We start from the raw sequence: 26,602 nt of genomic DNA on the forward strand, positions 1-26,602 counted from the left end.
GATCATGAACTTATTGCCGTGACACGCTGAGACACGCCGGTCCACGAGACAACAAGTTCATGATCGACGGGGAGCGTCCTGGGTCGGAGACAGCGACAGGGGTCAGGTGGGGTCGGCGACGGGGGCAGCGGGGCCGGCGGTGCCGGGGGTGGCCGTAGCCGGCTTGGGTTTCGCGTCGATGCCGGCTTCGGTGCGCTGCTGGGCGGTGATGGGGGTGGGGGCACCGGTGAGGGGGTCGAAGCCGCCACGGGTCTTTGGGAAGGCGATCACCTCACGGATCGAGTCGGCGCCGGCCAGCAACATGCAGACCCGGTCCCAGCCGAACGCGATGCCGCCGTGCGGCGGCGGGCCGTAGCTGAACGCCTCCAGCAGGAAGCCGAACTTGTCCTGCGCCTCGTCGGGCGTGATGCCGAGCAGGTCGAACACGCGCTGCTGCACGTCACGGCGGTGGATACGGATCGATCCGCCACCGATCTCGTTGCCGTTGCAGACGATGTCGTACGCGTACGCCAGAGCCCGGTCCGGCGCCTCCTCGAACCGGTCGACCCACTCCGCGTTCGGCGAGGTGAACGGGTGGTGCACGGCGGTCCACCCACCCTCGTCCGTCTTCTCGAACATCGGCGCGTCCACCACCCAGCAGAACGCCCAGGCGCTCTCGTCGACCAGGCCGGCCCGCCGCGCGATCTCGATGCGGGCCGCGCCGAGCAGCTCCTGTGCCTCGCGGGCCTCAGCTGCGGCAGCGAAGAAAATCGCGTCGCCCGGCTTCGCGCCGACCGCGTCGGCCAACCCGGACAGGTGCTCGGCCGACAGGTTCTTCGCCACCGGTCCGCGCGCCTCGCCGGTCTCGGCGTCGAGCACCACGTACGCCAGGCCCTTGGCCCCGCGCGCCTTGGCCCAGTCCTGCCAGCCGTCGAGTTCCTTGCGGGTCTGGCTGGCGCCGCCCGGCATGACCACGGCACCGACGTAGCCGCCCGCGTCGATCGCCGCGGCGAAGACCCGGAACTGGGTGCCGCGCAGGTAGTCGGTCAGCTCGGTCAGCTCGACCCCGTAGCGGAGGTCGGGCTTGTCCGAGCCGTACCGGGCCATCGCGTCGTGCCAGGTGATGCGCGGGATCGGCCGGGGGATCTCGTAGCCGGCCAGATCCGACCAGAGCGCGGCGACGATCGCCTCGCCGAGGTCGATCACGTCGTCCTCGGTGACGAAGGACATCTCGATGTCGAGCTGGGTGAACTCCGGCTGCCGGTCGGCCCGGAAGTCCTCGTCCCGGTAGCAGCGGGCGATCTGGTAGTAGCGCTCCATGCCGCCGACCATCAGCAGCTGCTTGAACAGCTGCGGCGACTGCGGCAGCGCGTACCAGCTGCCGGGTTGCAGGCGCACCGGGACCAGGAAGTCGCGGGCGCCCTCCGGCGTGGACCGGGTCAGCGTGGGCGTCTCGATCTCCAGGAAGTCCCGCTCGTGCAGCACCGAGCGGGCCAGCTGGTTGGCCCGCGACCGCAACCGCATGGCCCGGGCCGGGCCGCCGCGACGCAGGTCGAGGTAGCGGTACTTGAGCCGGACGTCGTCACCGGCCACCACCTGGTCGTCCACCGGCAACGGCAGCGGCGCGGCCTCGGAGAGCACCTCCAGCTCGGCGGCGGTCACCTCGATCTCCCCGGTGGGCAGTTCCGGGTTCTCGTTGCCCTCGGGCCGCCGGGTGACCTCACCGACGACCTTCACGCAGTACTCGTTGCGCAGCGCGTGCGCGTCCTCCTCACGGAAGACCACCTGCACGACGCCGGAGCCGTCGCGCAGGTCGACGAAGATGACACCGCCGTGGTCGCGCCGGCGGGCCACCCACCCGGCGAGCGTCACCGTGGTGCCGGCGTCCGTCGCGCGCAGGCTGCCGGCGTCATGGGTACGGATCACGACGTGCGTCTCCCTCGTCTGTACTACGTTGCCTCCCGGCATTCTGCCCGCCCCCGCCGCGCGGGTGTGAGGAAGGGGCCCTTGTTAACGCCTGCGGTAGCGGAGGAGCGCCCGATACCTCAGCTGACGGACATGACCCTCGGGTCCGCCGAGTAGCGGCGCGCGACATCGTCGGCGTCGCCGGCGGTGGCGCCGGGATCGAAGAGCACCTCCAGGCACGAGGGGTGCGCCTCGTCGTACCCGAAGCCCGCGATGACGTGATCGGGATCGAAGCGGTGCCCCTCCCGGGTCAGCTCGTCGACGGACTCTCCCGGCCGTACGCACACCACCGCCTCGGGCTGGCTACCGCCCCAGGCCAGGGCGGGAGCCGACACGCCGATGGTGAACACGAGGGCCAGCCCCACGCCGATCACGGTCGGCCGACCGGGCGCCGGACGGCCGGCCGGCAGGGCCACCGCCGCCAGGGCGGCGACGGCGTACGCCCACAGGGCCCGCTTGTCCGCCGTGTCGTACAGGGCCAGCGCGACGATGCCGGCACCGATGGACTGGGTGACCAGGGCGACGAGCCGGAACTCCGGCGAGCCGGCCAGGGCCGCTGGTATCGCGAGCACACCGAGCAGCAGGAGCAGCCCGACGAACCAGTACGGACTCCATTCCTGGCGCGCGTCCACAGTGAGCAGCCCCCAGGCGAACACCTGCCCGCCCACGACAAGAGCGGGGCGGAGCTGCGCCAGAAATCGCACGGCCATGGGACGACGGTATCCGTCGATGGCGCGGCTCGACCGCGGGACCCCGGATCGGCCTGCTCCGCACACGACGGCGGGCCGCCGGAGGAGGAATCCGGCGGCCCGCTGGCTGAGGAGGAACTGCTCCCGTACGCAGGGATCAGTAGACGCTGACGCCGTAGCGGCTCAGCACCGGTCCGATCGGCTGGAAGTAGGTGGTGCCGCCGGTGGAGCAGTTGCCGCTGCCGCCGGAGGTCAGGCCGAGCGCGGTGCCGCCGCTGAACAGCGAGCCGCCGCTGTCACCGGGCTGGGCGCAGATGTTGGTGCGGATCAGACCGCGGACCTGACCCTCGGCGTAGTTGACCGTGGCGTTCAGCCCGGTCACCGAGCCGCTGCGCAGCCCGGTGGTGCTGCCGGAGCGCTGCGCCGACTGGCCGACGCTCGCGTTGCCGGCCCCGGTGATGTCGCGGTAGCTGCCGTTGTAGAGGTAGACGTTGCCCGGCTGCACGGTGCTCTGGTTGCTGTACCGCACGATGCCGTAGTCGCTGCCGGGGAAGACGCTGCCGGCACGGGAGCCGAGCAGCGAGGTCTGGCCCGAGTTGCTGTACCAGTTCGCGGCGATGTTGGTGCAGTGCCCGGCGGTCACGAAGTAGTAGGTGCTGCCGGCCCGCACGTTGAAGCCGAGCGAGCAGCGCCCGCCGCCCTGGGCGTAGATGGCCTCGCCACCGGAGATGCGGGTGCTCAGCACGCCAGCCTCGGCCTCGATGCGCACCGCGCCGTTGGTGCGCGCGGCGGCGGCCTTGACCCGCTCCAGCTTCGCGCCGGTCACGGTGCTGTCCACGGAGACGACGACCTGGTTGGTGGTCGGGTCGACCCACCAGGCGGTCCCCGGGATCGCGGCGGAGCGGTCCAGCTCGGCGGTGGCCCGGTTCAGTTCGGCGGCGCCGCGCTTGACGACCTTGGGGGTGGCCCCGGCGGCCGCCACCTGGCGGGCGGCGACGGAGTCGGTGACGGCGACGACCATCTTGCCGGCGGCATCGACGTAGGTGCCGGCGGCACGGTCGCCGAGCCGCTCGGCCAGGGCCGCGGCGGCGTCGGGTGAGGCGGAGCCGGGTGCGGCCTGGGCGGGGGTGCCGGCCAGCACGCCGGCGACCAGGGTTCCGGCAGCGGCGACGGTGACGACGCGGCGAAGCATTGACCTTGTGGGTCGCATGTAACAGCCTCCCGGATGGGGGTTGAGGGCCCTGTCATGCCGACAGGGGCGGGGGCAACTCGGCCACCTGGGGAAATGACCAAGCGAGGGAAAGTATTCACATATTTAAGATCGTAAGCAAGACCCCCGTTTGCCCGAATTCACCCACCAGCCCCGGGTAACCTCTGCGCAACATTGTGGACACAGAAAGTCATCTATACGCTCCGGTAACCGCCGCTGTCCGGCACCTGTGAACCGGAGGCCACCATGACCCTCGTCCGACGCGCGCTGGCCACCCTCGCCGGCGTCACCGCCCTCGTCCTGCTCGCCACCAGCCCCGCGACGGCCGATCCCGGCCCACCGCCCACCTCGATGGCCAGCCTCGGCGACTCCATCACCCGCGGCTTCAACGCCTGCGGGTGGTACGTCGACTGCACCAGCCGCTCGTTCAGCACCGGAGACGACTCCACCGTCAACAGCCACTACCTGCGCATCCGGCGGGTCAACTCGGCCATCAACGGGCGCAACCACAACGCCGCCCGCACCGGCGCGAAGTCAGCCGACCTGCACGGCCAGGCCGGCACCGCGGTCAGCCAGGGCGTCGGGTACGTGACGATCCTGATCGGCGCGAACGACGCCTGCACCAGCTCGGAGTCGACGATGACCACGCCGGCCACCTTCCGGGCGAACATCGACTCCGCGCTGAACCGGCTGAAGACGGGCCTGCCGAACGCCAAGGTCTTCGTGATCAGCATCCCGGACGTGCACCGGCTCTGGGCGGTCGGCAAGGACAGCGGCAGCGCCCGCACCGCCTGGTCGCTCTTCGGCATCTGCCAGTCCATCCTGGCCAACCCGACCTCCACCGCCCAAGCCGACGTCGACCGGCGCAACCGGGTCCGGCAGCGCGTGATCGACTTCAACGGTCAGCTCGCGGCGGCCTGTGCCGCGTACGGCTCGAACTGCAGGTACGACGGCAACGCCGTCTTCGGTTACCCGTTCACCCTCGCCCAGCTCTCCGGCTGGGACTACTTCCACCCCAACGCCACCGGCCAGCAGGTCCTGGCCACCGTCTCCTACCCCGCCGGCTTCGCCTGGTAGCCCCCACCCCACCCGCCCCGCGATCTTGCCCTTCTCGTCGCCGCGAACCGGGATGCAACACCCGTAACGGCGACCGAAAGTGCAAGATCGCGGGGGACGGTGGCGGGGTCAGCTCACCAGGGGCTTGAGGTCCTCGCGTGGGGGGGTCCACTCGCCCGGCGACGCGGCGAGCTGTTCGCCGGAGCGGATGTCCTTGACCTCGTGGGGGGCGTCGTCGACGCCCGGGAACCAGACGTACGGGATGCCGCGCCGCTCCGCGTACCGGATCTGCTTGCCGAACTTCGCCGCGCTCGGCGACACCTCGGTGGGGATGCCCCGGGACCGAAGCGCCTCGGCCACGGAGTTGCTGGCCGGCCGCAGATCCTCGTTGGTCACCGCGACCAGCACGCAGGTCGGCACGTCCCGGGACACCGCCAGCTTGCCCGCGCCGAAGAGCAGGCCGAGCAACCGGGTCACCCCGATCGAGATGCCCACCCCGGGGAAGCGGACGTTGCCGGCGCTGGCCAGGTTGTCGTACCGGCCGCCGGAGCAGATCGAGCCGAACCGCTCGTACCCGACCAGCTGCGTCTCGTAGACGGTGCCGGTGTAGTAGTCCAGGCCCCGGGCGATGCGCAGGTCGGCCACGCAGAGACCGGGCGAGTGCGCGGCGGCGGTCTCCACCACCCGGACCAGTTCCTCGACCCCCTCGTCGAGCAGCGGGTGGCCCACCCCGAGCGCGCGCACCGCGTCGGCGAAGGAGGCGTCCGGCGCGGAGATCTCGGCCAGTGCCAGGCACGCCTTCGCCTGCGCCTCGCTCGCCCCGGCGGTGGCGGCCAGCAGCTCGACCACTCCGGCCGGTCCGATCCTGTCGAGCTTGTCGACCGCGCGCAGCGCCGCCTCCGGGTCGGTCAGCCCGATGCCCCGGTAGAAGCCCTCACAGATCTTGCGGTTGTTGACCTGGATACGCACCGGCGGGATCGGCAGCGAACGCAATGCGTCGCCGACGACCAGCGGCATCTCCGCCTCGTGGTGCGGTGCGAGGGTGTCCCGGTCGACGATGTCGATGTCGGCCTGGACGAACTCCCGGTAGCGCCCCTCCTGCGGGCGCTCGCCGCGCCAGACCTTCTGGATCTGGTAGCGGCGGAACGGGAAGGTGAGCTTGCCGGCGTTCTCCAGCACGTACCGGGCGAACGGCACGGTCAGGTCGAAGTGCAGGCCGAGGGTGTCGTCGCCGGCCGCCGCCTCCTCCGGGTCGGCGTGCAACCGCCGGATCACGTAGACCTCCTTGGAGGTCTCCCCCTTGCGCAGCAGCTGGTCCAGCGGCTCGACCGCCCGGGTCTCCAGGGGGGCGAAGCCGTACAGCTCGAAGGTGGACCGGATCCGGTCCAGGACGTACTGCTCGATCATCCGCTGGGCGGGCGTCCACTCCGGGAAGCCGGAGATGGGCGTGGGCTTGCTCATGATGCTCCGTTCGGAAACCCGCACGCTCCGCGCGGGTCAGCGTGGGCGCGGCGCTACAGGCCGCGGCTGGGTGCCGCCGGTCGCGTACCGCCCATCCCCGCCACCTCGGCGAGGTACGGGTTGGTGGCGCGCTCGCGGCCGATGGTGGTCGCGGGGCCGTGGCCGGGCAGTACGACGGTGTCGTCGGCCAACGGAAGGATCTTGTCCCGCAGGCTGGTGAGCATCGTCGGCATGCTGCCGCCCGGCAGGTCGGTGCGGCCGATCGAGCCGGCGAAGAGCACGTCACCGGAGAGGCAGAGCTGCTCCGCCTCCCAGGGCGAGCCGGCGCCGGGCAGCCGGAAGAGCACCGACCCGCCGGTATGGCCGGGCGCGTGGTCGACGGTGATCTCCAGCCCGGCGAGGGCGAGCGTCGTACCGTCGGCCAGCTCGGCCACGTCCTCCGGCTCGGCGTACGGCAGCCGCCCGCCGAAGAGTTGGGTGAGGTCCATCGACAGCGCCTTCGCCGGGTCGGCCAGCAGTTCCCGGTCCTCCGGGTGCACGTACGCGGTGATCCCACGCGCCCCGCAGACCGGCGCCACGGAGAAGGTGTGGTCCAGGTGGCCGTGGGTGAGCAGCACCGCGGCGGGGTGCAGGCGATGCTCGGCGAGCAGCGCGTCGAGCCGGTCGATCACCCCGATGCCGGGGTCGACCACCACGCACTGTTCCCCCGGACCGGCGGCGACCACGTAGCAGTTGGTGCCGAAGGCGTCCGCGGGAAAGCCGGCCACGAGCACGTCCGCTCCCCTTTCCGTCGAGTCGTCCTCTCCGGGCAGCCTACCGGCGGCACGGTGTGGTCCGCCCGACCCGCCGGCCACCCGGTGGCGCACTGACGAATCCCGATGAAGATGGGCACCGACCTCGTACACCACTTTCCCAGCCGGTACCCGTACACTCTGGCGGGCGTGTGGCGTGGCGCACCTGCCGCCCGACGGGTACGCGACCACCAGGTGACGACCAGGGTAGAGGAAAGGGGAGCACGGGTGGCTTCCAGCAGGGACCGGCAGCGCAAACTGGCGCGGGCCAAGCTCGACCGGCAACTGGCCCGCCGGGCCGCCGCGGCCAGGCGCCGCCGACGGATCCAGGCCGGTGTCGGCACCGCGCTGATCCTGGTGCTGGTCGTCGCCGGCTCCGCGTGGGCGCTCGGTGCGTTCGACCGGGAGCCGACCGAGGACACCGCGACCAACGAGGTCTGCCTCTGGACCCCGCAGAACACCGAGGGGAACAGCAACCTCAAGGACGTCGGCGAACCCCCGACCACCGACCTGCCGGTCACCGGCACCCGACCGATGACGATCGTCACCAACCAGGGCGCGCCGATCTCCGTCGAGCTAGACCTCGCCAGCGCCCCGTGCGCCGCCGCCAGCATCGCCCACCTGGCCAGCCAGTCGTTCTACGACAACACCAAGTGCCACGAGATCACCGCCGACGGCGCCGTACGCTGCGGCGACCCCAGCGGCACCGGTATGGGCGGCCCGGCCTACTCGTTCTACGACGAGAACGTGCCGACCGGGTCGGAGGCGTCGCCGGAGCCGAGCCCGGCCCCGGACGAGCCACCGACGTACCCCAAGGGCACGGTCGCGATGATCGCGAACCCGCCGGGCGCCAACGGCAGCCAGTTCCTGATCTTCTTCAAGGACTTCACCACCGCCGAGCCGAAGTTCCCGATCATCGGCCGGGTCACCGAGGGGCTCGACACCGTCGAGAAGATCGGTGCCCTTCCGACGGTGGACAATGGGGCCGGGGAGAAGGTCAAGCCAAAGGACGACGACGTGGTCATCCAGAGCCTGACCGTCGGCGAGCCCGTGCTGGATCCGGCGTCACCCGCCGATCCGGCGCCCACGGGCACGCCGAGTCCGGAGGCCTCCGGCGCGCCCGAGGCCAGCGCCAGCGCCGGCTGATCACGGGAGCGACCGGGCCCACCCCACCGCAGCGGCATTCACATACAGTCCAGGAGGATCGAGGCGTGACGTCCACCAGAGAGCGGCAGCGCGCGGCGGCCCGCGCCCGGCTCGAGAAGGAGATGGCCGAGCGGGCTGCCCGGGCCCGCAAGCGCCGCCAGACGCAGGCGGTGGTCGGTGCCGGCGTGGTCCTGCTGCTGGTGGTCGCCGGCACGGCCTGGCTCGCCAGCAACATGCTCGGCGACGACAGCGGCACCGACAACGCGGCCCAAGACGCGAACTCCGTGCAGTGCGAATGGGTCGAGCTGCCCGAGGGCGAGCGCACCCCGCAGGTCAAGGACGTCGGGCTGCCGGACACCCAGCAGAGCAAGGTGGGCGTCCAGACCATGACGATCACCACGAACCTCGGCCCGATCACCGCCCGGATCGACCGGTCCGCGGTGCCGTGCACGGCGGGTAGCTTCACCCACCTGGCCGAGCAGAACTTCTTCGACAACACGAAGTGCCACCGGCTGGTTACCGAGGGCATCAAGGTGCTCCAGTGCGGCGACCCGAGCGCCACCGGGGAGGGCTGGCGGGAGACCGACGGCACCGGCGGCCCGAGCTACCGCATGGCCGAGGAGAACCTGCCGGCCGACAAGCGGCCGCCGTACCCGGAGGGTGTCATCGCGATGGCCAACTCCGGCCAGCCGTCCAGCAGCGGCAGCCAGTTCTTCATCGTGTACGGCGACTCGCCGCTCGACCCGAACTACACCGTCCTCGGCACCATCACCGGCGGCATGGACATCGTCAAGCAGGTCGCGGAGGCCGGCGACGACGGCGCGTTCGCCCAGCAGGCCGGCGGCGGCCACCCGAAGAAGGAGGTCGTCATCACCGACCTCACCATGACCGACGCCTGACCCCGCACCACCCGAAGCGCCCGCCGGCCGAGCCGACGGGCGCTTCGCCGCACCCGCACCCGCACCCGCACCCGCACCCGCGATCTTGCAGTTTGTGTCGCCGCGACAAGGCCTTTGTCCCCTTATGTGGAGACGGAAAGTGCAAGATCGGCGCGGGTCATCACCGGCGCGCGGCTGCGGGGTGGGGTGGGGGTTAGGCGCCGGAGGTTACGCGGTAGGCGTCGAAGACGCCGTCGACCTTGCGGACGGCGGCCAGCAGGTGGCCTAGGTGCTTCGGGTCGGCCATCTCGAAGCTGAACCGGCTCACCGCCACCCGATCCCGGGTGGTGGTGACGGTGGCGGAGAGGATGTTGACCCGCTCGTCGGAGAGCACCCGGGTGACGTCCGCGAGCAGCTTGTGCCGGTCGAGCGCCTCCACCTGGATCGCCACCAGGAACGTCGAGGCGGAGGTCAGCTTCCAGCTCACCTCGACCACCCGCTCGCCCTGGGCGCGCAGGTCCTCGGCGTTGGCGCAGTCGTCGCGGTGCACGCTCACCCCGCCGGAACGGGTCACGAAACCGAAGACCGAGTCCGGCGGGACCGGGGTGCAGCAGCGGGCCAGCTTGATCCACACGTCGCTGACGCCGCGGACGACCACACCCGGGTCGTGGCTGGAGGCGCGGCTGCGCGGCGGCCGGGTGGCCACGGCGGTCTCGGCGATGTCCTCGGCCGCGCCCTCCTCACCGCCGTAGGAGGCCATCAGCTTCTGCACCACCGACTGGGCGGAGACCTGGCTGTCCCCGACCGCCGCGTAGAGCGACGCCACGTCGGGCAGGTGCAGGTCCCGGGCGATCGCCATCAGGTTGTCGGAGGTGAGCATCCGCTGCAACGGCATGCCCTGCTTGCGCATCGCCTTGACGATCGCGTCCTTGCCCTCCTCGATCGCCTCCTCGCGGCGCTCCTTGTTGAAGTACTGCCGGATCTTCGTCCGCGCCCGGGGGCTCTTGACGAAACCCAGCCAGTCCTGCGTGGGGCCGGCCGTGTCGGACTTCGAGGTGAAGATCTCGATCACGTCACCGTTGGACAGCGTCGACTCCAACGGCACCAGCTTGCCGTTGACCCGCGCCCCGATGCACTTGTGCCCCACCTCGGTGTGCACCGCGTACGCGAAGTCCACCGGCGTCGACCCCGTCGGCAACGGGATCACGTCACCCTTCGGGGTGAAGACGTACACCTCCTGGCTGGACAGGTCGAAGCGCAGCGCGTCGAGGAACTCGCTCGGGTCGGCGGCCTCCCGCTGCCAGTCCAACAGCTGCCGCAGCCAGGTCATCTCGTCGATGTGCGCGGGCGGGCCGACGATCTGGGTGCCCTTGTGCTCCTTGTACTTCCAGTGCGCCGCGATGCCGAACTCCGCCGTACGGTGCATCGCGTACGTGCGGATCTGCATCTCCACCGGCTTACCGGTCGGCCCGATCACCGTGGTGTGCAACGACTGGTACATGTTGAACTTCGGCATGGCGATGTAGTCCTTGAACCGGCCCGGCACCGGCTGCCAGTTCGCGTGGATCACACCCAACGCCGCGTAGCAGTCCCGCACCGTGTCGACCAGGATCCGCACACCCACCAGGTCGTAGATGTCGTTGAAGTCCCGGCCCCGCACGATCATCTTCTGGTAGATCGAGTACAGGTGCTTCGGCCGCCCGGTGGTCTCCGCCTTGATTTTGGCGGCCTTCAGGTCCGTCTGCACCTTCTGGGTCACCTGCCGCAGCAACGCCTCCCGCTGCGGCTGGTGCTCCCCGATCAGCCGGTTGATCTCCTCGAACCGCTTCGGGAACAACGTCCCGAACGCCAGATCCTCCAGCTCCCACTTGATGGTGTTCATACCGAGCCGGTGGGCCAGCGGGGCGAGGATCTCCAGCGTCTCCTTCGCCTTCTGCTCCTGCTTCGGGCGCGGCAGGAAGGTCAGCGTCCGCATGTTGTGCAGCCGGTCGGCCAGCTTGATCACCAGGACGCGCGGATCCTTGGCCATCGCGACGACCATCTTGCGGATCGTCTCGGCCTTCGCCGCGTCGCCGAGCTTGACCTTGTCGAGCTTGGTGACCCCGTCGACCAGCAGGGCCACCTCGCCACCGAAGTCCGCGCGCATCTGGTCGAGGGAGTATTCCGTGTCCTCGATGGTGTCGTGCAGCAGCGCGGCGACCAGCGTGGTGGTGTCCATGCCGAGGTTGGCCAGGATGGTCGCCACCGCGAGCGGGTGGGTGATGTAGGGATCACCGGACTTGCGGTACTGACCGGAGTGCCAGCGCGCCGCCGTGTCGAAGGCGCGCTGCAGCAGCCGCGCGTCGGCCTTCGGGTGGTTCTCCCGGTGCGACGAGATCAGCGGCTCCAACACCTCGCTGACCTGGGACGACTGCCACGGCGCGTTGAACCGCGCGAGACGCGCCCGGACCCGCCGACCGGTGGGCGCGTGGGACAGCGCGAAACCAGTGGCCGCCGAGGAATCGCCAGCGCCACCCCCTGGCTCGGCGGACGAACGAGCCGCGTCACCGGTCGGCTGCGCCGCGCCGGACCCGCCACCCGACGCCGATGCGGCGCCGTTGCGGTCGGTCAGCGAGCCATCCGCGTCACCTGTCGGGTGCACCGTGCCCTCCACCGGAGGGACGACATCGTGGGACACCGGCCTCCTCACCGCTCGCCGGGACAACACCGACCGTGCGCCGGCCGGTCTGGTCTAGCGCCGCTCAGACGGGTCACCGCCCGGTCAGCAATGGGCAATGCTACCCCCACCCGGGGTGCCGTGCCGCTCCGCCGGACGGTCCGTGCCGGGTCCGCCCGGTGTCGGCGTCGTCTCAAACGGTCAACAGGGCATGCACGGGACGCGGGGCCAGCCGGTCCCGCCCGCCGAGGAACGACAGCTCCAGCAGCACGGTGAAGCCCGCCACGGTGCCGCCCGCCCGCTCCACCAGATCCAGCGTCGCCGCCGCCGTGCCACCGGTGGCGAGCACGTCGTCGACCACCAGCACCCGGTGACCGGAGGTGAAGGCGTCCTGGTGCACCTCCAGCGTCGCCTCGCCGTACTCCAGCTCGTAGGAGGCGGCGTACGCCGGGCGGGGCAGCTTGCCGGCCTTGCGCACCGGCACCACACCGACTCCCGTCGCGTACGCGATCGCCGCGGCGACCACGAACCCCCGCGCCTCGATGCCCACCACGGTGTCGAAGGACTCCCGCCCGTGGTACGCGACGATTCCGTCGATCACGTCACGGAAGGCGTCACCGTCGGCGAACAACGGCATCAGGTCCTTGAACATGACACCCGGCTTGGGAAAGTCGGGCACGTCGAGCACCCGGCTGGCCACCAGCCGGGCCGTCTCGGGCCCGCTGTCTCCGCGTACCCCGGTGCTGTGGGTCTCCGTCACGGCAGTTCCGCTCCCCTTCCACACGACGGCGGCGTCCCGCACGCTGCTCGCACAGCATGCAGGACGCCGCCGGTACCAGTTCCTACCGGGTGGTCCCCGACGTCCTCAGCGTCGCTTGCCGCCGCCGGGACGGTTTCCGCCGCCGGGACGTCCGCCCCGGGCGCCGCCGGAGCGCTTGCCCGCCGGCCGGGCACCCACCTTCGGCGCTGCGGCACCCGCGAGGGCGCCGGCCTCCGCGGTGACCGGTTCCTCGTCCGGCTCGGCCGGGCTGGGCGTGCCGGCCGCCGCCTTCGCCGGCGTCTCGCCCCGGCTGACCGTGGTACGCCGGGCCCGCACCCGCTTGTTGTGCGCCTGGATCCGCGGGTCGCGGTTCTTCAGCACCACCAGCAGCGGGGTGGCCAGCGTGATCGAGGTGAGGAAGGCCATCGCCATACCGACGAACAGCACCAGGCCGAGGTCCTTCAGGGTGCCCGCACCGAGCAGGCCGGCACCGATGAACAGGATGCCGCCGACCGGCAGCAGGGCGACCACGGAGGTGTTGATCGACCGCATCAGGCTCTGGTTGACGGCCAGGTTGGCCGCCTCGCCGTACGTCTGGTTGTTGTTGGCGGTGATGCCTCTGGTGTTCTCCTGCACCTTGTCGAAGACCACCACCACGTCGTACAGGGCGAAGCCCAGAATGGTGAGGAAACCGATGATCGTCGACGGGGTGACCTCGAACCCGACGATCGAATAGATGCCGGCGGTGAGAGCCAGGTTCATCACCAGGGCGAAGATGGCCGCCACGGCCATCTGCCACTCGAAGCGCAGGACCAGGTACACCGTCACCAGGGCCAGGAAGATCACCAGACCGATCAGCGCCCGGTTGGTCACCTGGCTGCCCCACGCCTCGCTGACCCGGTTGCTGGCGATCTCCGCCGGGTCGATGTTGAAGAGCCGGCCCATCTCGGCCCGGACCGCCTCGGCCTGCTCGGCGTCGAGCTGCGTGGTACGCAGCTCGTAGAACTCGCCGCCGCCACCGCCGACCCGCTGCGCGGTGACCACCCGGGCACCGCCGCCCGCGCTGGTCAGCGCCTCGTTCGCGCCGGTCTCCGCCCGCTCCATGGTGCCGACGCTGGTCGGCACCTGGAACGAGTTGCCGCCCTCGAACTCGATGCCGAGGCTGAACCCACGGAAGATGACGCTGCCGAGGGCGATCGCCACCAGCAACGCGGCGACGGTGAACCACACCTTGCGCCGGCCGACGATGTTGAGGCCGGCCTCGCCTCGGTAGAGGCGGGCTGCCAGACCAGTCTCAGCCATCTCAGGCCTCCTTGACGCGCTGGTTGCGGGGCGGGGCCTGCTCCGACGACCGGGCCGGGAGTGCCCGGCCGAGGCCGCTGACCCGCGGGGACAGGAACGCCCGGCTGCGGGCGAGCATCGTCATGATCGGATGGCGGAAGAGGAAGACCACCAGCAGGTCGAGCACCGTGGCCAGGCCCAGGGCGAAGGCGAAGCCCTTGACCGTACCGACCGAGACGATGTACAGCACCAGCGCCGACATGATCGTGATCGCGTTCGCCGAGATGATCGTCCGGCGGGCCCGGATCCAGGCCCGGGGCACCGCGCTACGCGGGGTACGCCCCTCCCGGATCTCGTCCTTGAGTCTCTCGAAGTAGATGACGAACGAGTCCGCCGCCACACCGAGGGAGACGATGATGCCGGCGATGCCGGCGAGGGTGAGCGTGAAGCCGATCTGCCGGCCGAGCACCACCAGGGCGCCGAAGAGCAGCAGCGCCGACAGGATCAGGCTCAGGAAGATCACCGAGCCGAGCAGGCGGTAGTAGAAGAACGAGTAGATGATGACCAGCAGCATGCCGATGCCGGCCGCGAGCAGACCGGCCCGCAGGTGGCTGGCGCCCAGGGTGGCGGTGACGTTCTGCTGCTCCTGCGCCTCGAAGGTGACCGGCAGGGCACCGTAGCTGAGGAAGCCGGCCAGCTCGCTGGCCTCGGCGTTGTTGAAGTTGCCGGTGATCTGCGAGTTGCCGGTGAGCACGCCCTGGATCTGCGGCGACGAGATGATCTTGTTGTCCAGCACCACGGCGACCCGGCACTTGCCCTCGTCACCGAGCGCGGTGGCGTCGCACGCCTGACCCTCGTTGTTGAACGCCTCACGGGTCAGCGCGGTCCACTTCTCCTGGCCGGAGCTGGTGAAGTTGAGGCTGACCACCCACTGGCTGGTCTGGTCGCGCACCGCACTGGCGCCCGAGACGTCGGTGCCCAGCACCTTCGCCACGTCCAGCAGGTTCTTGGCGTAGCCGCCCTCACAGGCGACGACCTGCTGCTCTGGGTCGGCGACGGACGCCGGGGGCCGGTCGTCGAGCTGGACACAGCTGATCGTCGGCACGTTGAACTGCATCTGCGCCGGCAGCACGGCGACCTCACGACCGGTCAGCTCGGCGAAGGGCTTGAGCTTGTCGGCCAGCGACGGGTCGGCGCTCAGGTCGGCCGGCGCCTGCAGCCCGCTCGCGGCCGCCCACGCCTCCGCGCCGACCTTCTGCTCGACGGCCCGGCGCAGCTCCTCGATGCTCTGCGGCACCTCCTCGTCCGCCGTCGGCGACGGGGAGGGCGAGGGCGTCTCCGCTGGCGCGCCACCGCCCTGACCGGCCGGCGACGGCGACGAGGTGGCCTCGGCGTCGGGCGTGGGGCTGGCGGTGCCCGACGGGGTCGGGCTCGGGGTACCGGACGGGGTGGCCTCGGGACTCTCGGTCGGCGCCGGCGACGGGATCGAACCGCTGCCGTCGGCGATCTTCAGCACCTTACGGAAGCGCAGCTCGGCGGCGTTCCCGACCTCGTTCAGGTCGCGGTTCTCGCCGGGCAGGGAGATGACGATGTTGCGGTCGCCCTCGGTGACCACCTCGGCCTCGGCCACGCCGTACGCGTTGACCCGGCTCTCGATGATCTGGCGGGCGCGCTCCAGGTTCTCGGCCGTCGGGGCACGACCGTCGAGGGTGTTGGTGGCCTCCAGCGTCAGCCGCGTGCCGCCGACCAGGTCAAGGCCCAGACGGGGCTCGAGCCGGTCCTTCCAGCCACCGCTGGCGCCGCCCGAGAAGAACACCAAAAGATAGAGGACGACGAAGATGCCCGCGAGCACGGCCAACTGCCGTCCCGGGCGCATCTGTCCCTGAGGTGGTGCCACGGCTGTCCTGTCTCCCTGTGGTCACGCCGCCGCGGGCGCGGCGGCGGGTCGGCCGGTTACCCCGACCGACGGTCTGCCTTCCGACGGCGCCCGGGCTGGCGCCGCCGCCTCGGGTGGTCGACGCGGGCGCGTGGACCGGGACGGGCCGGCGCGCCGACGCCCGGCGTCGGCCTTCTATCCAATTGTCTCAATACGCGCGTGGTGAATGGCGCCCGCCCGGGGACGCGCGCGGACGCCTCCCACCCGGGCCGCCGACGCGGCGGTGACCCGGATGGATCCGACGTCACTCCTTGACGGAGTCGGTCTCCTCGGCCACCGGCTCGACCGGGCGCTCCGCCGGGGTGACCACCCGGGCGATCGCCGGACGCGCGTATCGGGTCTGCACTCCGGGAGCGACTTCCAGCAGGACGCTGTCATCCTCGACACCGGTGACCGTGCCGTAGAGCCCGCCGATGGTGACCACCTCGTCCCCCGGGGAGAGGGCGGCCTGCATCGCCTCGGCCTCGCGGCGGCGCTTCTGCTGCGGACGGATCATCATGAAGTACATGACGCCGAAGAGCAGAGCGATCATGAGGATCGGCGTGAAGCCTCCCGCTCCGCCGCCTTCTGCTGCGTAGTGCACGGTTGTCGACCTTCCCATTGGCCTCCGGACCGGCGGGTCAGCGCCGGAACGGAGGCGGATTTTCACATCCTGTACAGACCGCGGCGAGTCTAGTCGCTCTGTCTGGGAACGCCGAATGCGGCACAGATCACGAACAGATCACGGCTGGTCGGTGTCCACCGAGAACAGATCGGGCACGGAAGGAGCTTCGGCGGCAAATGTACCATTCGGTGGCGTACGCCCCAGATGGTGCCAGGCGGCCTCGGTCGCCACCCGTCCGCGGGGCGTACGCGCCAACAGCCCGGCCCGCACCAGGAACGGCTCGCAGACCTCCTCCACCGTGTCCGGCTGCTCCCCCACCGCCACGGCCAGGGTCGACAGGCCGACCGGCCCGCCCCGGAACGACTCCACCAGGGCGGTGAGCACCGCCCGGTCGAGCCGGTCCAGCCCGAGCGCGTCCACGTCGTACACGGTCAGGGCCGCCCGGGCGGTCTCGACGGTGACCACACCGTCGGCGCGTACCTCGGCGAAGTCACGCACCCGGCGCAGCAGCCGGTTGGCGATCCGGGGCGTGCCCCGCGACCGGCCGGCGATCTCCGCCGCCCCGTCGTCGGTGATCGGCACCCCGAGGATGCGCGCCGAGCGGTGCAGCAGCGTCTCCAGGTCGTCCGGTGCGTAGAAGTCCAGGTGCGCCACGAAGCCGAACCGGTCCCGCATCGGGCCGGTGAGCAGGCCGGACCGGGTGGTCGCGCCGACCAGGGTGAACGGCTCGACGTCCAACGGGATGGCGGTGGCACCCGGCCCCTTGCCGACCACCACGTCGACCCGGAAGTCCTCCATCGCGCTGTAGAGCAGTTCCTCCGCCGGCCTGGCGATCCGGTGGATCTCGTCGATGAAGAGCACGTCACCCTCGGCGAGGGAGGTCAGGATCGCCGCGAGGTCTCCGGAGCGTTCGATGGCCGGCCCACTGGTCACCCGGATGCCGGTGCCCAGCTCGGCGGCGACGATGTTGGCCAGGGTGGTCTTACCTAAGCCAGGGGGCCCTGACAGAAGGATGTGGTCGGGCGGGGAGCCGCGCCGCATCGCGCCCTGGAGCAGCAGGTCGAGCTGGTCCCGGACGCGGTGCTGGGCGATGAACTCGTCCAGCCGCTTCGGCCGGACGCTGACCTCCGCGTCCCGCTCCGCGTCGTTGACGTACGCCGAGACCAGTCCGCCGTCGGGGCCCGTCACGGTGACTTCTTCATTCGCGACCGCGGGGCTCGCAAACCCGGCTCACTCCTCGCGCTCATCGGGTACGCCCCAGCAGCCGGATGGCCTGCTTCAACAGCACCGGCACCGGCGGGTTGGGACCGTCGACGGTCTCGGCGACGGCGGCGACCGCCTGGTCGGCCTGGCCGGCCGTCCAACCGAGCCCGATCAGCGCCTGGCGGACCTGCTCGGGCCAGCCGCCGCCGGTCACCCCGGCCGCTCCGTCGACGCCCACCGGCACCGGACCGATCCGGTCGCGCAGCTCCAGCACCAGGCGTTCGGCACCCTTCTTGCCGATGCCGGGCACCCGGGTCAGAGCCGCCGTGTCGGCGTTGGCGATGGCCTTGCGCACCGCGTCGGGGGTGTGCACGGCGAGCACCGCCTGGGCCAGGCGCGGGCCGACCCCGCTGGCGGACTGCAACAGCTCGAACAGAGCCTTCGCATCATCGTCGGCGAAGCCGTAGAGGGTGAGCGAATCCTCCCGGACGACCAGGCTGGTGGCCAGTCGGGCGGGCTGGCCGACCCGCAGGTCGGCGAGGGTGCCGGGGGCGCACTGCACGGCCAGGCCGACCCCACCGACCTCGATCACCGCATGATCGGGACCGGTGGCGGTCACCACGCCACGCACACTGGCGATCATCTCGCTCCTCCTCGTCTGACCCGGTCCGCCGCGGCGGCCAGCTTCGACCGGGTGCCGCCGCGCCACACGTGGCAGATGGCCAGCGCGAGGGCGTCCGCGGCGTCGGCCGGCCGGGGCGGTTCGGGCAGCCGCAGCAGCCGGGTGACCATCGCGGTCATCTGGGCCTTGTCCGCCTGGCCGGACCCGGTCACCGCCGCCTTCACCTCACTCGGGGTGTACGTCTGCACCGGCAGCCCGGCGCGCGCCCCGGCCAGCACCGCGATCCCGCTGGCCTGGGCGGTGCCCATCACCGTACGCACGTTGTGCTGGCTGAACACCCGCTCGACGGCCACGCTGTCCGGCCGGTGCTCGGCGACCAGCTCGGTGAGTGAGCGGTCCAGGTGCAGCAGGCGGGTGGGCAGTTCGTCGGCGGGGTCGGTGTAGACGACGTAGTAGGCGATCAGCGTGCAGGGCCGCCCAGGCACCCCCTCGACCACGCCGACCCCGCACCGGGTCAGTCCCGGGTCGACGCCGAGCACCCGCACGCCGCCTCCTCCCGCCACCGGCCAGTACGTGTGTTCGACACCCTACCGATGCCGTGGCCACGCCGCGTCGCGGGACACGCCCGTCGGGACGGGCGGGCCGGGAGTGTAGGGGCTGGCCACACAGTACGGTGGGAGTATGTGCCGCAACCCCATGTGCGCCTGACCACACAGCTCGTAACTTCATGCGCCATGACGGCAGAACCCGTGGCGGTCCCCCACGTCGTGAACGTCGACCTGGCCGGTCGCACCGCCCTCGTGACGGGCGGAGGCGGCGGCATCGGCCGCGCCTGCGCCCTGCGGCTGGCCGCGGCGGGCGCCACGGTCGTGGTGGTCGACCGCAACGTCGAGGCTGCCAAGCTGGTGGCCGCCGAGGCCGGCGGCCGGGCCGAGGGGGTGGACCTCGCCGACCCTGCCGCCGTGGACGCGCTCGACGCCGATGTCGACATCGTGGTCAACAACGCCGGCCTGCAACACGTGGCACCGCTCCAGGACTTTCCCGTCGAGCGCTTCGAGCATCTCCAGCGGGTGATGGTGGAGGCGCCGTTCCTGCTGATCCGACGGGCGCTGCCGCACATGTACGCCAGGGGGTGGGGCCGGATCGTCAACATCTCCTCGGTGCACGGGCTGCGCGCCTCGCCGTACAAGGCGGCGTACGTCTCGGCCAAGCACGCCCTGGAGGGGCTGTCGAAGGTGGTGGCGTTGGAGGGGGCGGCGCACGGGGTGACGGCCAACTGCATCAACCCGGCGTACGTGCGTACCGCGCTGGTGGAGAGCCAGATCTCCGACCAGGCCACCACGCACGGCATCCCGGAGACCGAGGTGATCGAGAAGATCATGCTGGCCCGGGCGGCGATCAAGCGGCTGATCGAGCCCGAGGAGGTCGCGGAGCTGCTGGCGTACCTCTGTTCACCGCCGGCGGCGTTCCTGACCGGTGCCTCGATCGCCCTCGACGGGGGCTGGACGGCGAATTGACGCCGGCCACCAGCAGAATGTCGGTCATGTCGTCGCCGGTGGAGTTCCTGGAGCTGCTCGCCCGGGAGGCGGCCGCGGTCGAGTTCGAAGGCCCGCTGGTCGCCGCCCGCTCGGCGGGGCTGTCGGCCGAGCGGATCGCCGAGTTGGAGCAGGCGAAGACGGTGGCGCTGCGGGTCCGGGCGCTGCTGGAACGCCGCCGTCGCCGGGAGAGCGAGCTGTCCGGCCTGTACGACACGGTCAGTGACCTCGCGGGGCTGCGCGACCTGGACGAGGTGCTGCACGCGATCGTGCACCGGGCCCGCCACCTGCTCGGCGCGGACGTCGCCTACATGACGCTCGACGACGCCGAACGCGGCGACACCTACATGCGGGTGACCGACGGCTCGGTTTCCGCCCGGTTCCAGCGGTTGCGGCTGCCCATGGGTGCCGGGCTGGGCGGCCTGGTGGCCCAGTCGGGCGCACCGTACGTGACTGCGAACTATCCGGAGGACGAGCGGTTCCACCACACCCGGGAGATCGACGCCGGGGTGGGCGAGGAGGGGCTGGTGGCCATCCTCGGGGTGCCGCTGCGGCTCGGCTCGACCAGCATCGGCGTGCTCTACGCGGCCAACCGCTCGGCCCGGCCGTTCGCCCGCGAGGAGGTGGCGCTGCTGCTCTCGCTGGCGGCCCACGCCGCGGTGGCGATCGACACCGCGCGGCTGCTGGCCGAGACCCGCTCGGCGCTGGAGGAGTTGTCGTCGGCCAACACCACCATCCGCGCGCACAGCAGTTCGGTGGAGCGGGCGGCGGCCGCCCACGACCGGATGACCGCGCTGGTGCTGCGCGGCGGCGGGGTGGAGGACGTGGCCGCGGCGGTCACCGACGTGCTCGGTGGCGCGCTGCTGGCGCTCGACGCCGAGGGGCGGTGCCTGGCCCGGGTCGGTGAGATCGACGAGCCGGACCGGGCGGAGATCGTCGAGGCGGTCGCCGCGTCGCGGACCGAGGGGCGCAGCGTGCGGCGGGGGACGCAGTGGTACTCCGCCGTGGTGGCCGGGGCGGAGAACCTGGGCGTGCTGGTGTTGCGTCCCGACGGCGAACCGGCCGACGCCGACCAGCGGATCCTGGAGCGGGCGGCGCTGGTGACGGCCCTGCTGCTGCTGTTCCGGCGTACCGTCGCCGAGGCGGAGGGCCGGGTCCGGGGCGAGCTGCTCGACGACCTGATCGCCCGGCCGCTGCGCGACACCGACGCGCTGCGCAGTCGGGCCCGGCGCCTGGGCGTGGACCTGGACGCGCCGCACGTGCTGGTGGTCGTCGGCGACGACGCCATCGCGGCGACCGGCTCCGCCCGGCAGCGGGTGTTGTCCTGGGCCACCACGTACGCCTCGACCCGGGGTGGGCTGGCCGCGGCGCGGGACGGCAGGGTGGCGCTGATGCTGCCCGGGCAGGACGCCGGAGGCAGCGCCCGGGCGGTGGCCCGGGACCTGTCCCGGATCACCGGCCGGCCGGTGACGGCCGGGGCGAGCAGCCCGTCCACCGGCCCGGCGGCGCTGGCCGCCGCCTTCCGGGAGGCGGACCGCTGCCTGACCGCGCTCGGCGCGCTGGGCCGGGCGGGGCAGGGGGCGAGCAGCGCCGAGCTGGGTTTCGTCGGGCTGCTGCTGGGTGCCGTGGATGACGGCGGCGACGCCGACGTGAGCCGGTTCCTCACCGCGACCATCGGGCCGGTGATCGACTATGACGCCCGGCGGGGCACCGCGCTGGTGCGGACCCTGGAGGCCTACTTCGGGGTGGGTGGCAGCCTGGCCCGCGCCGCGGAGCAGCTGCACGTGCACGTCAACACGGTGACCCAGCGGCTGGAGCGGGTGGGGCAGCTGCTCGGCGCCGACTGGCAGCGACCCGACCGGGCCCTGGAGGTTCAGTTGGCCCTGCGCCTGCACCGGCTGCGCGCGCCGGCCGACTGAGGCGACAGTCGGTATACCGCACAGCTTTCGGTGACGCGTCGGTCAGCGAGCGCTGATGCCGGCCAGGACGCCGTCGACGACCCGCTCCGGGAGCGTCGCCTCGTCGAGGTCGGGGTTCCAGTTCAACACCCGCTGAATGAGCATCGGGCCGGTGAGCATCGCCATCGTCACCTCGACGTCGAGGTCGGCGCGGAGTTCCCCGTCACGGACGCCACGACGCAGCACCTCCCGCATCACCGCCCGGCGGGGCTCGACGATGCCCTGGTAGAACGCGTACCGCTCGGGGCTGCGTTTCATCTCCGGCACCAGGCAGGGCATGATCTGCGCCGCCCGTGGGTCGACGTTGTGGCCGATCGCGCTGACCAGTGTGATCAGGTCTTCGCGGACGGACCGCCCGGCCGGCTGCGGCGGATCGCCCTTGAGCCTGCGCAGCGCGTCGCGCAGCAGCGCGTCCTTGCCCGGCCAGCGGCGGTAGATGGTGGCCTTGCCCACCCCGGCCCGCGCGGCGATGGCCTCCACCGAGATCGCCTCGATGGTGCTGCCCTCGGCGAGGAGGTCCAGGGTCGCCTCGATGATCGCCTCGTCCGCGCGGACGCTCCGCGGTCGCCCGGGCGGCCGCGGAGCGTCTGCCGTGGTTGCCATGGCCCCAGTGTCGCTGACGTTACGCGGCACCGGCCAACTCGGGCTCCCCGACCGGCCTCGGCACGCCCATGTCCGACCGGCCCGGCAGCCAGCGCAGGGCCACCAGGACGCCGGCCGCCGCGACCAGCGCGGCCACCGCCGCCGCCAGGTGCATGGCCGAGACGAAGGAGTCGTTGGCCGCCGCGATCAGTTGCGGGCCGGCCGGGCCGAGCTGGGCCGCCGCGGCGTACGCCCCGGAGATCGACTCGCCGGCCGCCTGGCCGGCCGCCGGGGGCAGGTCGGTCAGGGCGGGCTGGATTTCGCCGCGGTAGCCGGCCGCCAGCACGGAGCCGATCACGGCCACGCCGAGGGCGGCGGCCACCTGCCGGATCGTGTTGCTGACCGCCGAGCCGACACCGGCCTTCTCCCGCGGCAACGCCGCCATCACCGATTCCGTGGCCGGCGGCATGATGTTGGCCATTCCGACGCCCTGGACGAAGAAGGCGAGCAGCACCACCCAGATGGGTGTGGCCGCGTCGACGAGGGCGAAGGCACCGAACGCCCCGGCGGCCAGCAGCAGCCCCACCGTCGAGACGGTCCGGGCGCCGTATCGGCGCACCGTCGTGGCGCTGAGCGGGGCGAAGACGAGCTGGGCGACCGCGAAGGGCAGGAAGAGCAGCCCGGTCTCCAGTGGGCTGTAGCCGCGTACCAGTTGCAGGTAGAACGAGCCGAAGAACATCACGCCCATGGCGGCGAAGAAGACCAGCCCGATCATGGCCACCGGGGCGGCGAAGCGCGCCACCCGGAACAGGCGTACGTCCAGCGACGGGTGGCTGCTGCGCCGTTCGTGGGCGACGAACCAGGCCAACACCGCGAGGCCGCCGACGATGCAGGCCCAGACCAGCGGGCGACCGAACCCGTGCTCGCCACCGTCGATGATGCCGTAGCAGAGGGTGATCAGGCCGACCACCGAGAGCAGGACGCCGCGCACGTCGACGCGACCGGGGCGGGGATCGCGCGACTCCGGCACCAGCAACGCCACCAGGAGCAGGCCGACCGCCACCACCGGCACATTGATCAGGAAGACCGAACCCCACCAGTAGTGTTCGAGCAGCAGACCGCCGAGGACCGGCCCGATCGCCACCGCCAGGCCGACCGCACCGGCCCAGACCCCGATCGCCCGGCCCCGCTCCCGGGGGTCGAAGACGTTGGAGATGATCGCGAGGGTCGCCGGCATGATGGCCGCGCCGCCGATCCCCATCAGCGCGCGGGCCGCGATCAGCTGGGCGGGGCTCTGCGCGTACGCCGAGAGCAGTGACGCCAGGCCGAAGAGGGCGAGCCCGATCAGCAGCATCCGGCGTCGGCCGGCCCGGTCGCCCAGTACGCCGAAGGTGAACAGCAGGCCGGCGAAAATCAGGGTGTAGGAGTTGATGGCCCACTCCAGCTCGCCCTGACTGGCCCCGAGCCCGTGTACCGGATCGGCGAGCGTGCGCAGCGCCACGTTGAGGATGGTGTTGTCGAGGACGACCACGAGCAGGCTGACGACCAGCACCCCGAGGATCGCCCACCTCCTCGGGTGTCCGGTGTGCTCGTTCGGTGACATCTGGTCCCATTCCCCTCGCTCGCCCAACGGGTTCCGACACGGCGGCTCGATCCACGGCCGACCCCCGCCACAATACGATACGGAACTGGTCCGTATTGATAATTCCCGGCTGGTGGTCGCGTCAAGTCCCTGTCTGACCTGCATGCACGTGCGCCGATTAGCCCGACAGCCCGGCCGCCAGAAGGGACAATCGGGATAAGAGGAATATTTGACTCAAGGAGCGATCATGGCACGCAGGAGGACACCGAACACCCGACCCGCCCTGGTCCTGGCCTTCGCGATAGGCAGTCTGGCCGGTGCGGCGGGCACGCTGACGCTGCGGCGTCGTGCCCGGCGCGGCGCCGGCTTCGCGGGCGGGAACTCCGGGATCGCCGACGGCACCAGCACCGCCCTCGACGGGCGCTTCGACCGTGCCGCACCGACCCCGGTCGGGGTGCCGGTAGCGGTCGAACAGGGCTGAGCCGTGCATTACACAGCAACCTCGCCGGTCAGGTCATCGGTGTCGGCCTGGATCCTGTGCGGGAACGGGTAGGGCGCCATGGCCGACGGAACGAGTGGCGGCCCGGGCGCCGCCTCCCCGGACACACCGGTCGCCGAGTTGGTGCAGCGAGCCGTCGAACAGATCACCCGCCTGGTGCGCGACGAGTTGACACTGGCCCGCGCGGAGATGGCGGCGAAGGGTAGACGTGCCGGTTCCGGTGCCGGGATGCTCGGCGGCGGCGCCATGCTGGGCCTCTACGCCGGCGGTGCGCTGGTCGCCGCCGCAGTGCTGGTTCTGGGTGCGTTCATGCCAGATGCGCTCGCCGCACTCGTCGTCGGGATCGTCCTGCTCATCGCGGCCGCAATTGCGGCCCGCCGCGGCAAGAAGCAGGTCACCGAGGCCATGCCGGCCACTCCAACTGCCACCAGGGACAGCGTGCGTGCCGACGCCGAGACCATCCGCAACGCGGCGAACAGGAGGCGATCATGAGTGCGGCGAACGGCAGTGGCGACCCGGAGCAGGTCCGTCAGGAGATCCAGCAGACGCGTGAGCAACTCGGGGACACCGTTGCCGCGCTGGCCGCCAAGTCCGACGTCAAGGGTCGCCTCCGGGCGAGAGCGGGCGGAGTCGCCGACGGGCTCCGGCAGCAGGCCACCGAGGCCCGGTCGACGGCACGAACCACCATGACCTGGGCGACGCGCGAGATGAGCCGGAAGGCATCCGAACGGGCCACCGCCCTGACCCGGACGGTTCGCCGCGCGGCCGACACGGCCGGCTCGACGGTGTCCAGTGAACGGACAGCCGTCCTCACGTCGGCCCGTGGCGCGACGGCCCGCATCGGTGCCTCGGTCCGTGCCAGGCCCGTGCCGATCCTCGCCGCCGCCGGTGCCGCAGCAGCAGCCCTTGGCCTCGCGGCCTACCGCCGCCGCCGGGCGAGGTGACCGTCGGCCCGCGTGGCGGTGCTACGCCCGGCCACCGCTGTTCATGAAAGCTCTCGGGTCCAGCCGAATTCCGCCTCTTTGCCCAGGTGGGGCAGGCCGCCGGCGGACGAGTACATCGGGATCGTGAGGGTAAGCGTCCCCGTGCTCGTCGCTGGCGGGCCCGAAGAGGGGAGATCGAATGACAGCGGTTGGGAGAAGCGGCTCCCCGCCTGACAGGTCGGGCGGTGACGGGGTCGGCAAGGTCCGGCAGGAGGCTACGCAGGTCGGGCGGGAGACGGCACAGGCCGGCGGACAGCTCGCCCACGAGACGGCCGAGCAGGGCAGGGAGGTGGTCGCGGAAACCCGCCACCAGGCGCGCAACCTGGTCAAGGAGGTTTCCTCACAGGCGCGAACCCAGGCTCAGGAGCAGCAGAACCGTGCAGCCGAGAGCCTCCGCACGCTCGGGGACCAGCTTCGGTCCATGGCCGACTCGGGTGATCAGAGCGGCATGGCGACCGAGGTCGCCCGGCGCGGTGCCCAGGCGGCCCAACAGGCGGCCGGCTGGCTCGACGAACGGGAACCCGGAGACCTGGTACGGGAGGTGCGCGACTACGCCCGGCGGCACCCCGGCACGTTCCTCGCCGGTGCAGCGATCGCCGGTCTGCTCGCGGGACGGCTCGGTCGTGCCCTCACCAGCGGCGAGGACGGCCAGGAGGACCACGGCGAGCAGGGGCCACCCCCTGACCAGATCCGTCCGACCGGGCGCACCGTGCCGCAGGGGCCGCCGATGCCGCCGAAACCGCACCCGCCGCAGATGCCGCCGGTCGGTCCCAGCGCGCCCGTGCGCCCCGGCCCAACCGGCCGCGAGGTGGGACCGTGAGTGCGCCCGCGGGTGGTGGCACCGACCGGACGCAGGCATCCATCGGTGAACTGCTGTCCGACGCCAGCCGCAACTTTTCCACCCTGTTGCGTAAAGAGGTCGACCTGGCCAAGGCCGAGCTGCGCCAGGAGGCCCGCGGCATCGGAAGCGTGGCGGGAATGTTCGCCGCAGCCGCCGTCGCCGGGCTGCTCACCCTGATTTTCGTGTCGCACGCCCTCTGGTGGGGCCTGTCCAACGTGATGGACCAGGGCTGGGCCGCGCTCCTCGTCGCCGTGATCTGGGCCGTCATCGGCGCCGTGCTCGCGTCCCGGGCCCGCAAGCAGCTACGCACCATCAAACCCCTTCCGCGCACGAGGCAGACGGCGCAGGAGATACCCGACGCGGTGAGGGGCCGCTGAGCCGAAGG

General features: G+C 71.7%; 25 protein-coding genes. 10 read left to right on the forward strand and 15 right to left on the reverse strand.

The genetic code is table 11. The features are described from left to right. Window positions 1-102 precede the first annotated feature (102 nt). The 3 genes from aspS to SM447_RS07540 all read right to left on the reverse strand — a co-directional run bounded on the left by aspS (window position 103) and on the right by SM447_RS07540 (window position 3,843). Complete coding sequence (gene aspS / locus SM447_RS07530; RefSeq protein ID WP_474572011.1) at window positions 103-1,905, reverse strand: aspartate--tRNA ligase; 1,803 nt, start codon at window positions 1,903-1,905, stop codon at window positions 103-105. 119 nt (window positions 1,906-2,024) lie between these two features. Beyond that, entirely contained in the window at window positions 2,025-2,654 is a 630-nt protein-coding gene (locus tag SM447_RS07535; RefSeq protein WP_474572012.1) for a hypothetical protein, read from the reverse strand. A gap of 136 nt (window positions 2,655-2,790) precedes the next feature. Continuing rightward, window positions 2,791-3,843: a S1 family peptidase gene (locus SM447_RS07540; RefSeq protein ID WP_474572013.1), complete on the reverse strand. Its 1,053-nt coding sequence runs from the start codon at window positions 3,841-3,843 to the stop codon at window positions 2,791-2,793. Between the two features lie 246 nt (window positions 3,844-4,089). Between SM447_RS07540 and SM447_RS07545 the strand changes: the two genes are divergently transcribed. Beyond that, the gene (locus SM447_RS07545) at window positions 4,090-4,920 is read left to right on the forward strand and encodes an SGNH/GDSL hydrolase family protein (protein WP_474572014.1); all 831 of its coding nucleotides are present in this window, start codon (window positions 4,090-4,092) and stop codon (window positions 4,918-4,920) included. 108 nt (window positions 4,921-5,028) lie between these two features. Here SM447_RS07545 and hisS read toward each other — a convergent pair whose 3' ends face one another. Together hisS and SM447_RS07555 are read right to left on the reverse strand one after the other, a co-directional pair. After that, complete coding sequence (gene hisS, locus SM447_RS07550) at window positions 5,029-6,360, reverse strand: histidine--tRNA ligase (RefSeq protein ID WP_474572015.1); 1,332 nt, start codon at window positions 6,358-6,360, stop codon at window positions 5,029-5,031. A gap of 53 nt (window positions 6,361-6,413) precedes the next feature. After that, window positions 6,414-7,133, reverse strand: a complete 720-nt coding sequence (locus tag SM447_RS07555; RefSeq protein WP_474572016.1) for an MBL fold metallo-hydrolase — start codon at window positions 7,131-7,133, stop codon at window positions 6,414-6,416. Window positions 7,134-7,379: 246 nt separating this feature from the next. Between SM447_RS07555 and SM447_RS07560 the strand changes: the two genes are divergently transcribed. Then, on the forward strand, window positions 7,380-8,297 hold the full coding sequence (locus SM447_RS07560) for a peptidylprolyl isomerase (RefSeq protein WP_474572017.1): 918 nt from the start codon (window positions 7,380-7,382) through the stop codon (window positions 8,295-8,297). A 65-nt stretch (window positions 8,298-8,362) separates the two neighbouring features. Next, complete coding sequence (locus tag SM447_RS07565; RefSeq protein WP_474572018.1) at window positions 8,363-9,196, forward strand: peptidylprolyl isomerase; 834 nt, start codon at window positions 8,363-8,365, stop codon at window positions 9,194-9,196. 193 nt (window positions 9,197-9,389) lie between these two features. Here SM447_RS07565 and SM447_RS07570 read toward each other — a convergent pair whose 3' ends face one another. From SM447_RS07570 to ruvC, 8 genes are all read right to left on the reverse strand, one after another. Then, window positions 9,390-11,828 (reverse strand): RelA/SpoT family protein, encoded by a 2,439-nt coding sequence (locus tag SM447_RS07570; protein WP_474572361.1) that lies wholly within the window; start codon window positions 11,826-11,828, stop codon window positions 9,390-9,392. 196 nt (window positions 11,829-12,024) lie between these two features. Further along, window positions 12,025-12,591 (reverse strand): adenine phosphoribosyltransferase, encoded by a 567-nt coding sequence (locus SM447_RS07575; protein ID WP_474572019.1) that lies wholly within the window; start codon window positions 12,589-12,591, stop codon window positions 12,025-12,027. A 105-nt stretch (window positions 12,592-12,696) separates the two neighbouring features. Continuing rightward, window positions 12,697-13,893 carry a protein translocase subunit SecF gene (gene secF / locus SM447_RS07580; RefSeq protein ID WP_474572020.1) on the reverse strand — a complete coding sequence of 399 codons (1,197 nt, stop codon included), beginning with the start codon at window positions 13,891-13,893 and terminating at the stop codon, window positions 12,697-12,699. A 1-nt stretch (window position 13,894) separates the two neighbouring features. Next, window positions 13,895-15,769, reverse strand: coding sequence for a protein translocase subunit SecD (gene secD / locus SM447_RS07585; RefSeq protein ID WP_474572021.1), 1,875 nt, complete (start codon window positions 15,767-15,769; stop codon window positions 13,895-13,897). A 283-nt stretch (window positions 15,770-16,052) separates the two neighbouring features. Next, complete coding sequence (gene yajC, locus SM447_RS07590) at window positions 16,053-16,391, reverse strand: preprotein translocase subunit YajC (protein ID WP_474572022.1); 339 nt, start codon at window positions 16,389-16,391, stop codon at window positions 16,053-16,055. A gap of 138 nt (window positions 16,392-16,529) precedes the next feature. Next, window positions 16,530-17,600, reverse strand: a complete 1,071-nt coding sequence (ruvB, locus tag SM447_RS07595) for a Holliday junction branch migration DNA helicase RuvB (RefSeq protein WP_474572023.1) — start codon at window positions 17,598-17,600, stop codon at window positions 16,530-16,532. 55 nt (window positions 17,601-17,655) lie between these two features. Further along, window positions 17,656-18,258: a Holliday junction branch migration protein RuvA gene (gene ruvA, locus SM447_RS07600; protein WP_474572024.1), complete on the reverse strand. Its 603-nt coding sequence runs from the start codon at window positions 18,256-18,258 to the stop codon at window positions 17,656-17,658. Further along, the gene (ruvC, locus tag SM447_RS07605) at window positions 18,255-18,782 is read right to left on the reverse strand and encodes a crossover junction endodeoxyribonuclease RuvC (RefSeq protein ID WP_269738820.1); all 528 of its coding nucleotides are present in this window, start codon (window positions 18,780-18,782) and stop codon (window positions 18,255-18,257) included. Before ruvC ends, ruvA begins: the two co-directional genes overlap by 4 nt. Before the next feature lie 189 nt (window positions 18,783-18,971). On the opposite strand from ruvC, the gene SM447_RS07610 reads away from it, so the two are divergent. Together SM447_RS07610 and SM447_RS07615 are read left to right on the forward strand one after the other, a co-directional pair. Then, the gene (locus tag SM447_RS07610) at window positions 18,972-19,754 is read left to right on the forward strand and encodes a 3-hydroxybutyrate dehydrogenase (RefSeq protein WP_474572025.1); all 783 of its coding nucleotides are present in this window, start codon (window positions 18,972-18,974) and stop codon (window positions 19,752-19,754) included. A gap of 17 nt (window positions 19,755-19,771) precedes the next feature. Beyond that, the gene (locus SM447_RS07615; protein ID WP_474572026.1) at window positions 19,772-21,691 is read left to right on the forward strand and encodes a helix-turn-helix domain-containing protein; all 1,920 of its coding nucleotides are present in this window, start codon (window positions 19,772-19,774) and stop codon (window positions 21,689-21,691) included. Between the two features lie 42 nt (window positions 21,692-21,733). Here SM447_RS07615 and SM447_RS07620 read toward each other — a convergent pair whose 3' ends face one another. Then, window positions 21,734-22,333, reverse strand: coding sequence for a TetR/AcrR family transcriptional regulator (locus SM447_RS07620; RefSeq protein ID WP_474572027.1), 600 nt, complete (start codon window positions 22,331-22,333; stop codon window positions 21,734-21,736). Window positions 22,334-22,352: 19 nt separating this feature from the next. Beyond that, on the reverse strand, window positions 22,353-23,915 hold the full coding sequence (locus SM447_RS07625; protein ID WP_474572028.1) for an MFS transporter: 1,563 nt from the start codon (window positions 23,913-23,915) through the stop codon (window positions 22,353-22,355). A gap of 226 nt (window positions 23,916-24,141) precedes the next feature. Here SM447_RS07625 and SM447_RS07630 point away from each other — a divergent pair, with 226 nt between their 5' ends. From SM447_RS07630 to SM447_RS07650, 5 genes are all read left to right on the forward strand, one after another. Next, window positions 24,142-24,375, forward strand: coding sequence for a hypothetical protein (locus SM447_RS07630; RefSeq protein WP_474572029.1), 234 nt, complete (start codon window positions 24,142-24,144; stop codon window positions 24,373-24,375). A gap of 78 nt (window positions 24,376-24,453) precedes the next feature. Then, window positions 24,454-24,885, forward strand: a complete 432-nt coding sequence (locus tag SM447_RS07635; protein WP_474572030.1) for a phage holin family protein — start codon at window positions 24,454-24,456, stop codon at window positions 24,883-24,885. Next, window positions 24,882-25,337: a DUF3618 domain-containing protein gene (locus SM447_RS07640; protein ID WP_474572031.1), complete on the forward strand. Its 456-nt coding sequence runs from the start codon at window positions 24,882-24,884 to the stop codon at window positions 25,335-25,337. The genes SM447_RS07635 and SM447_RS07640 overlap by 4 nt, the downstream gene beginning before the upstream one ends. A gap of 178 nt (window positions 25,338-25,515) precedes the next feature. After that, the gene (locus SM447_RS07645; protein ID WP_474572032.1) at window positions 25,516-26,196 is read left to right on the forward strand and encodes a hypothetical protein; all 681 of its coding nucleotides are present in this window, start codon (window positions 25,516-25,518) and stop codon (window positions 26,194-26,196) included. Next, window positions 26,193-26,594, forward strand: a complete 402-nt coding sequence (locus SM447_RS07650; RefSeq protein ID WP_474572033.1) for a phage holin family protein — start codon at window positions 26,193-26,195, stop codon at window positions 26,592-26,594. Before SM447_RS07645 ends, SM447_RS07650 begins: the two co-directional genes overlap by 4 nt. The last annotated feature ends 8 nt before the right edge of the window (window positions 26,595-26,602 follow it).

This window comes from Micromonospora aridisoli, assembly GCF_056150025.1.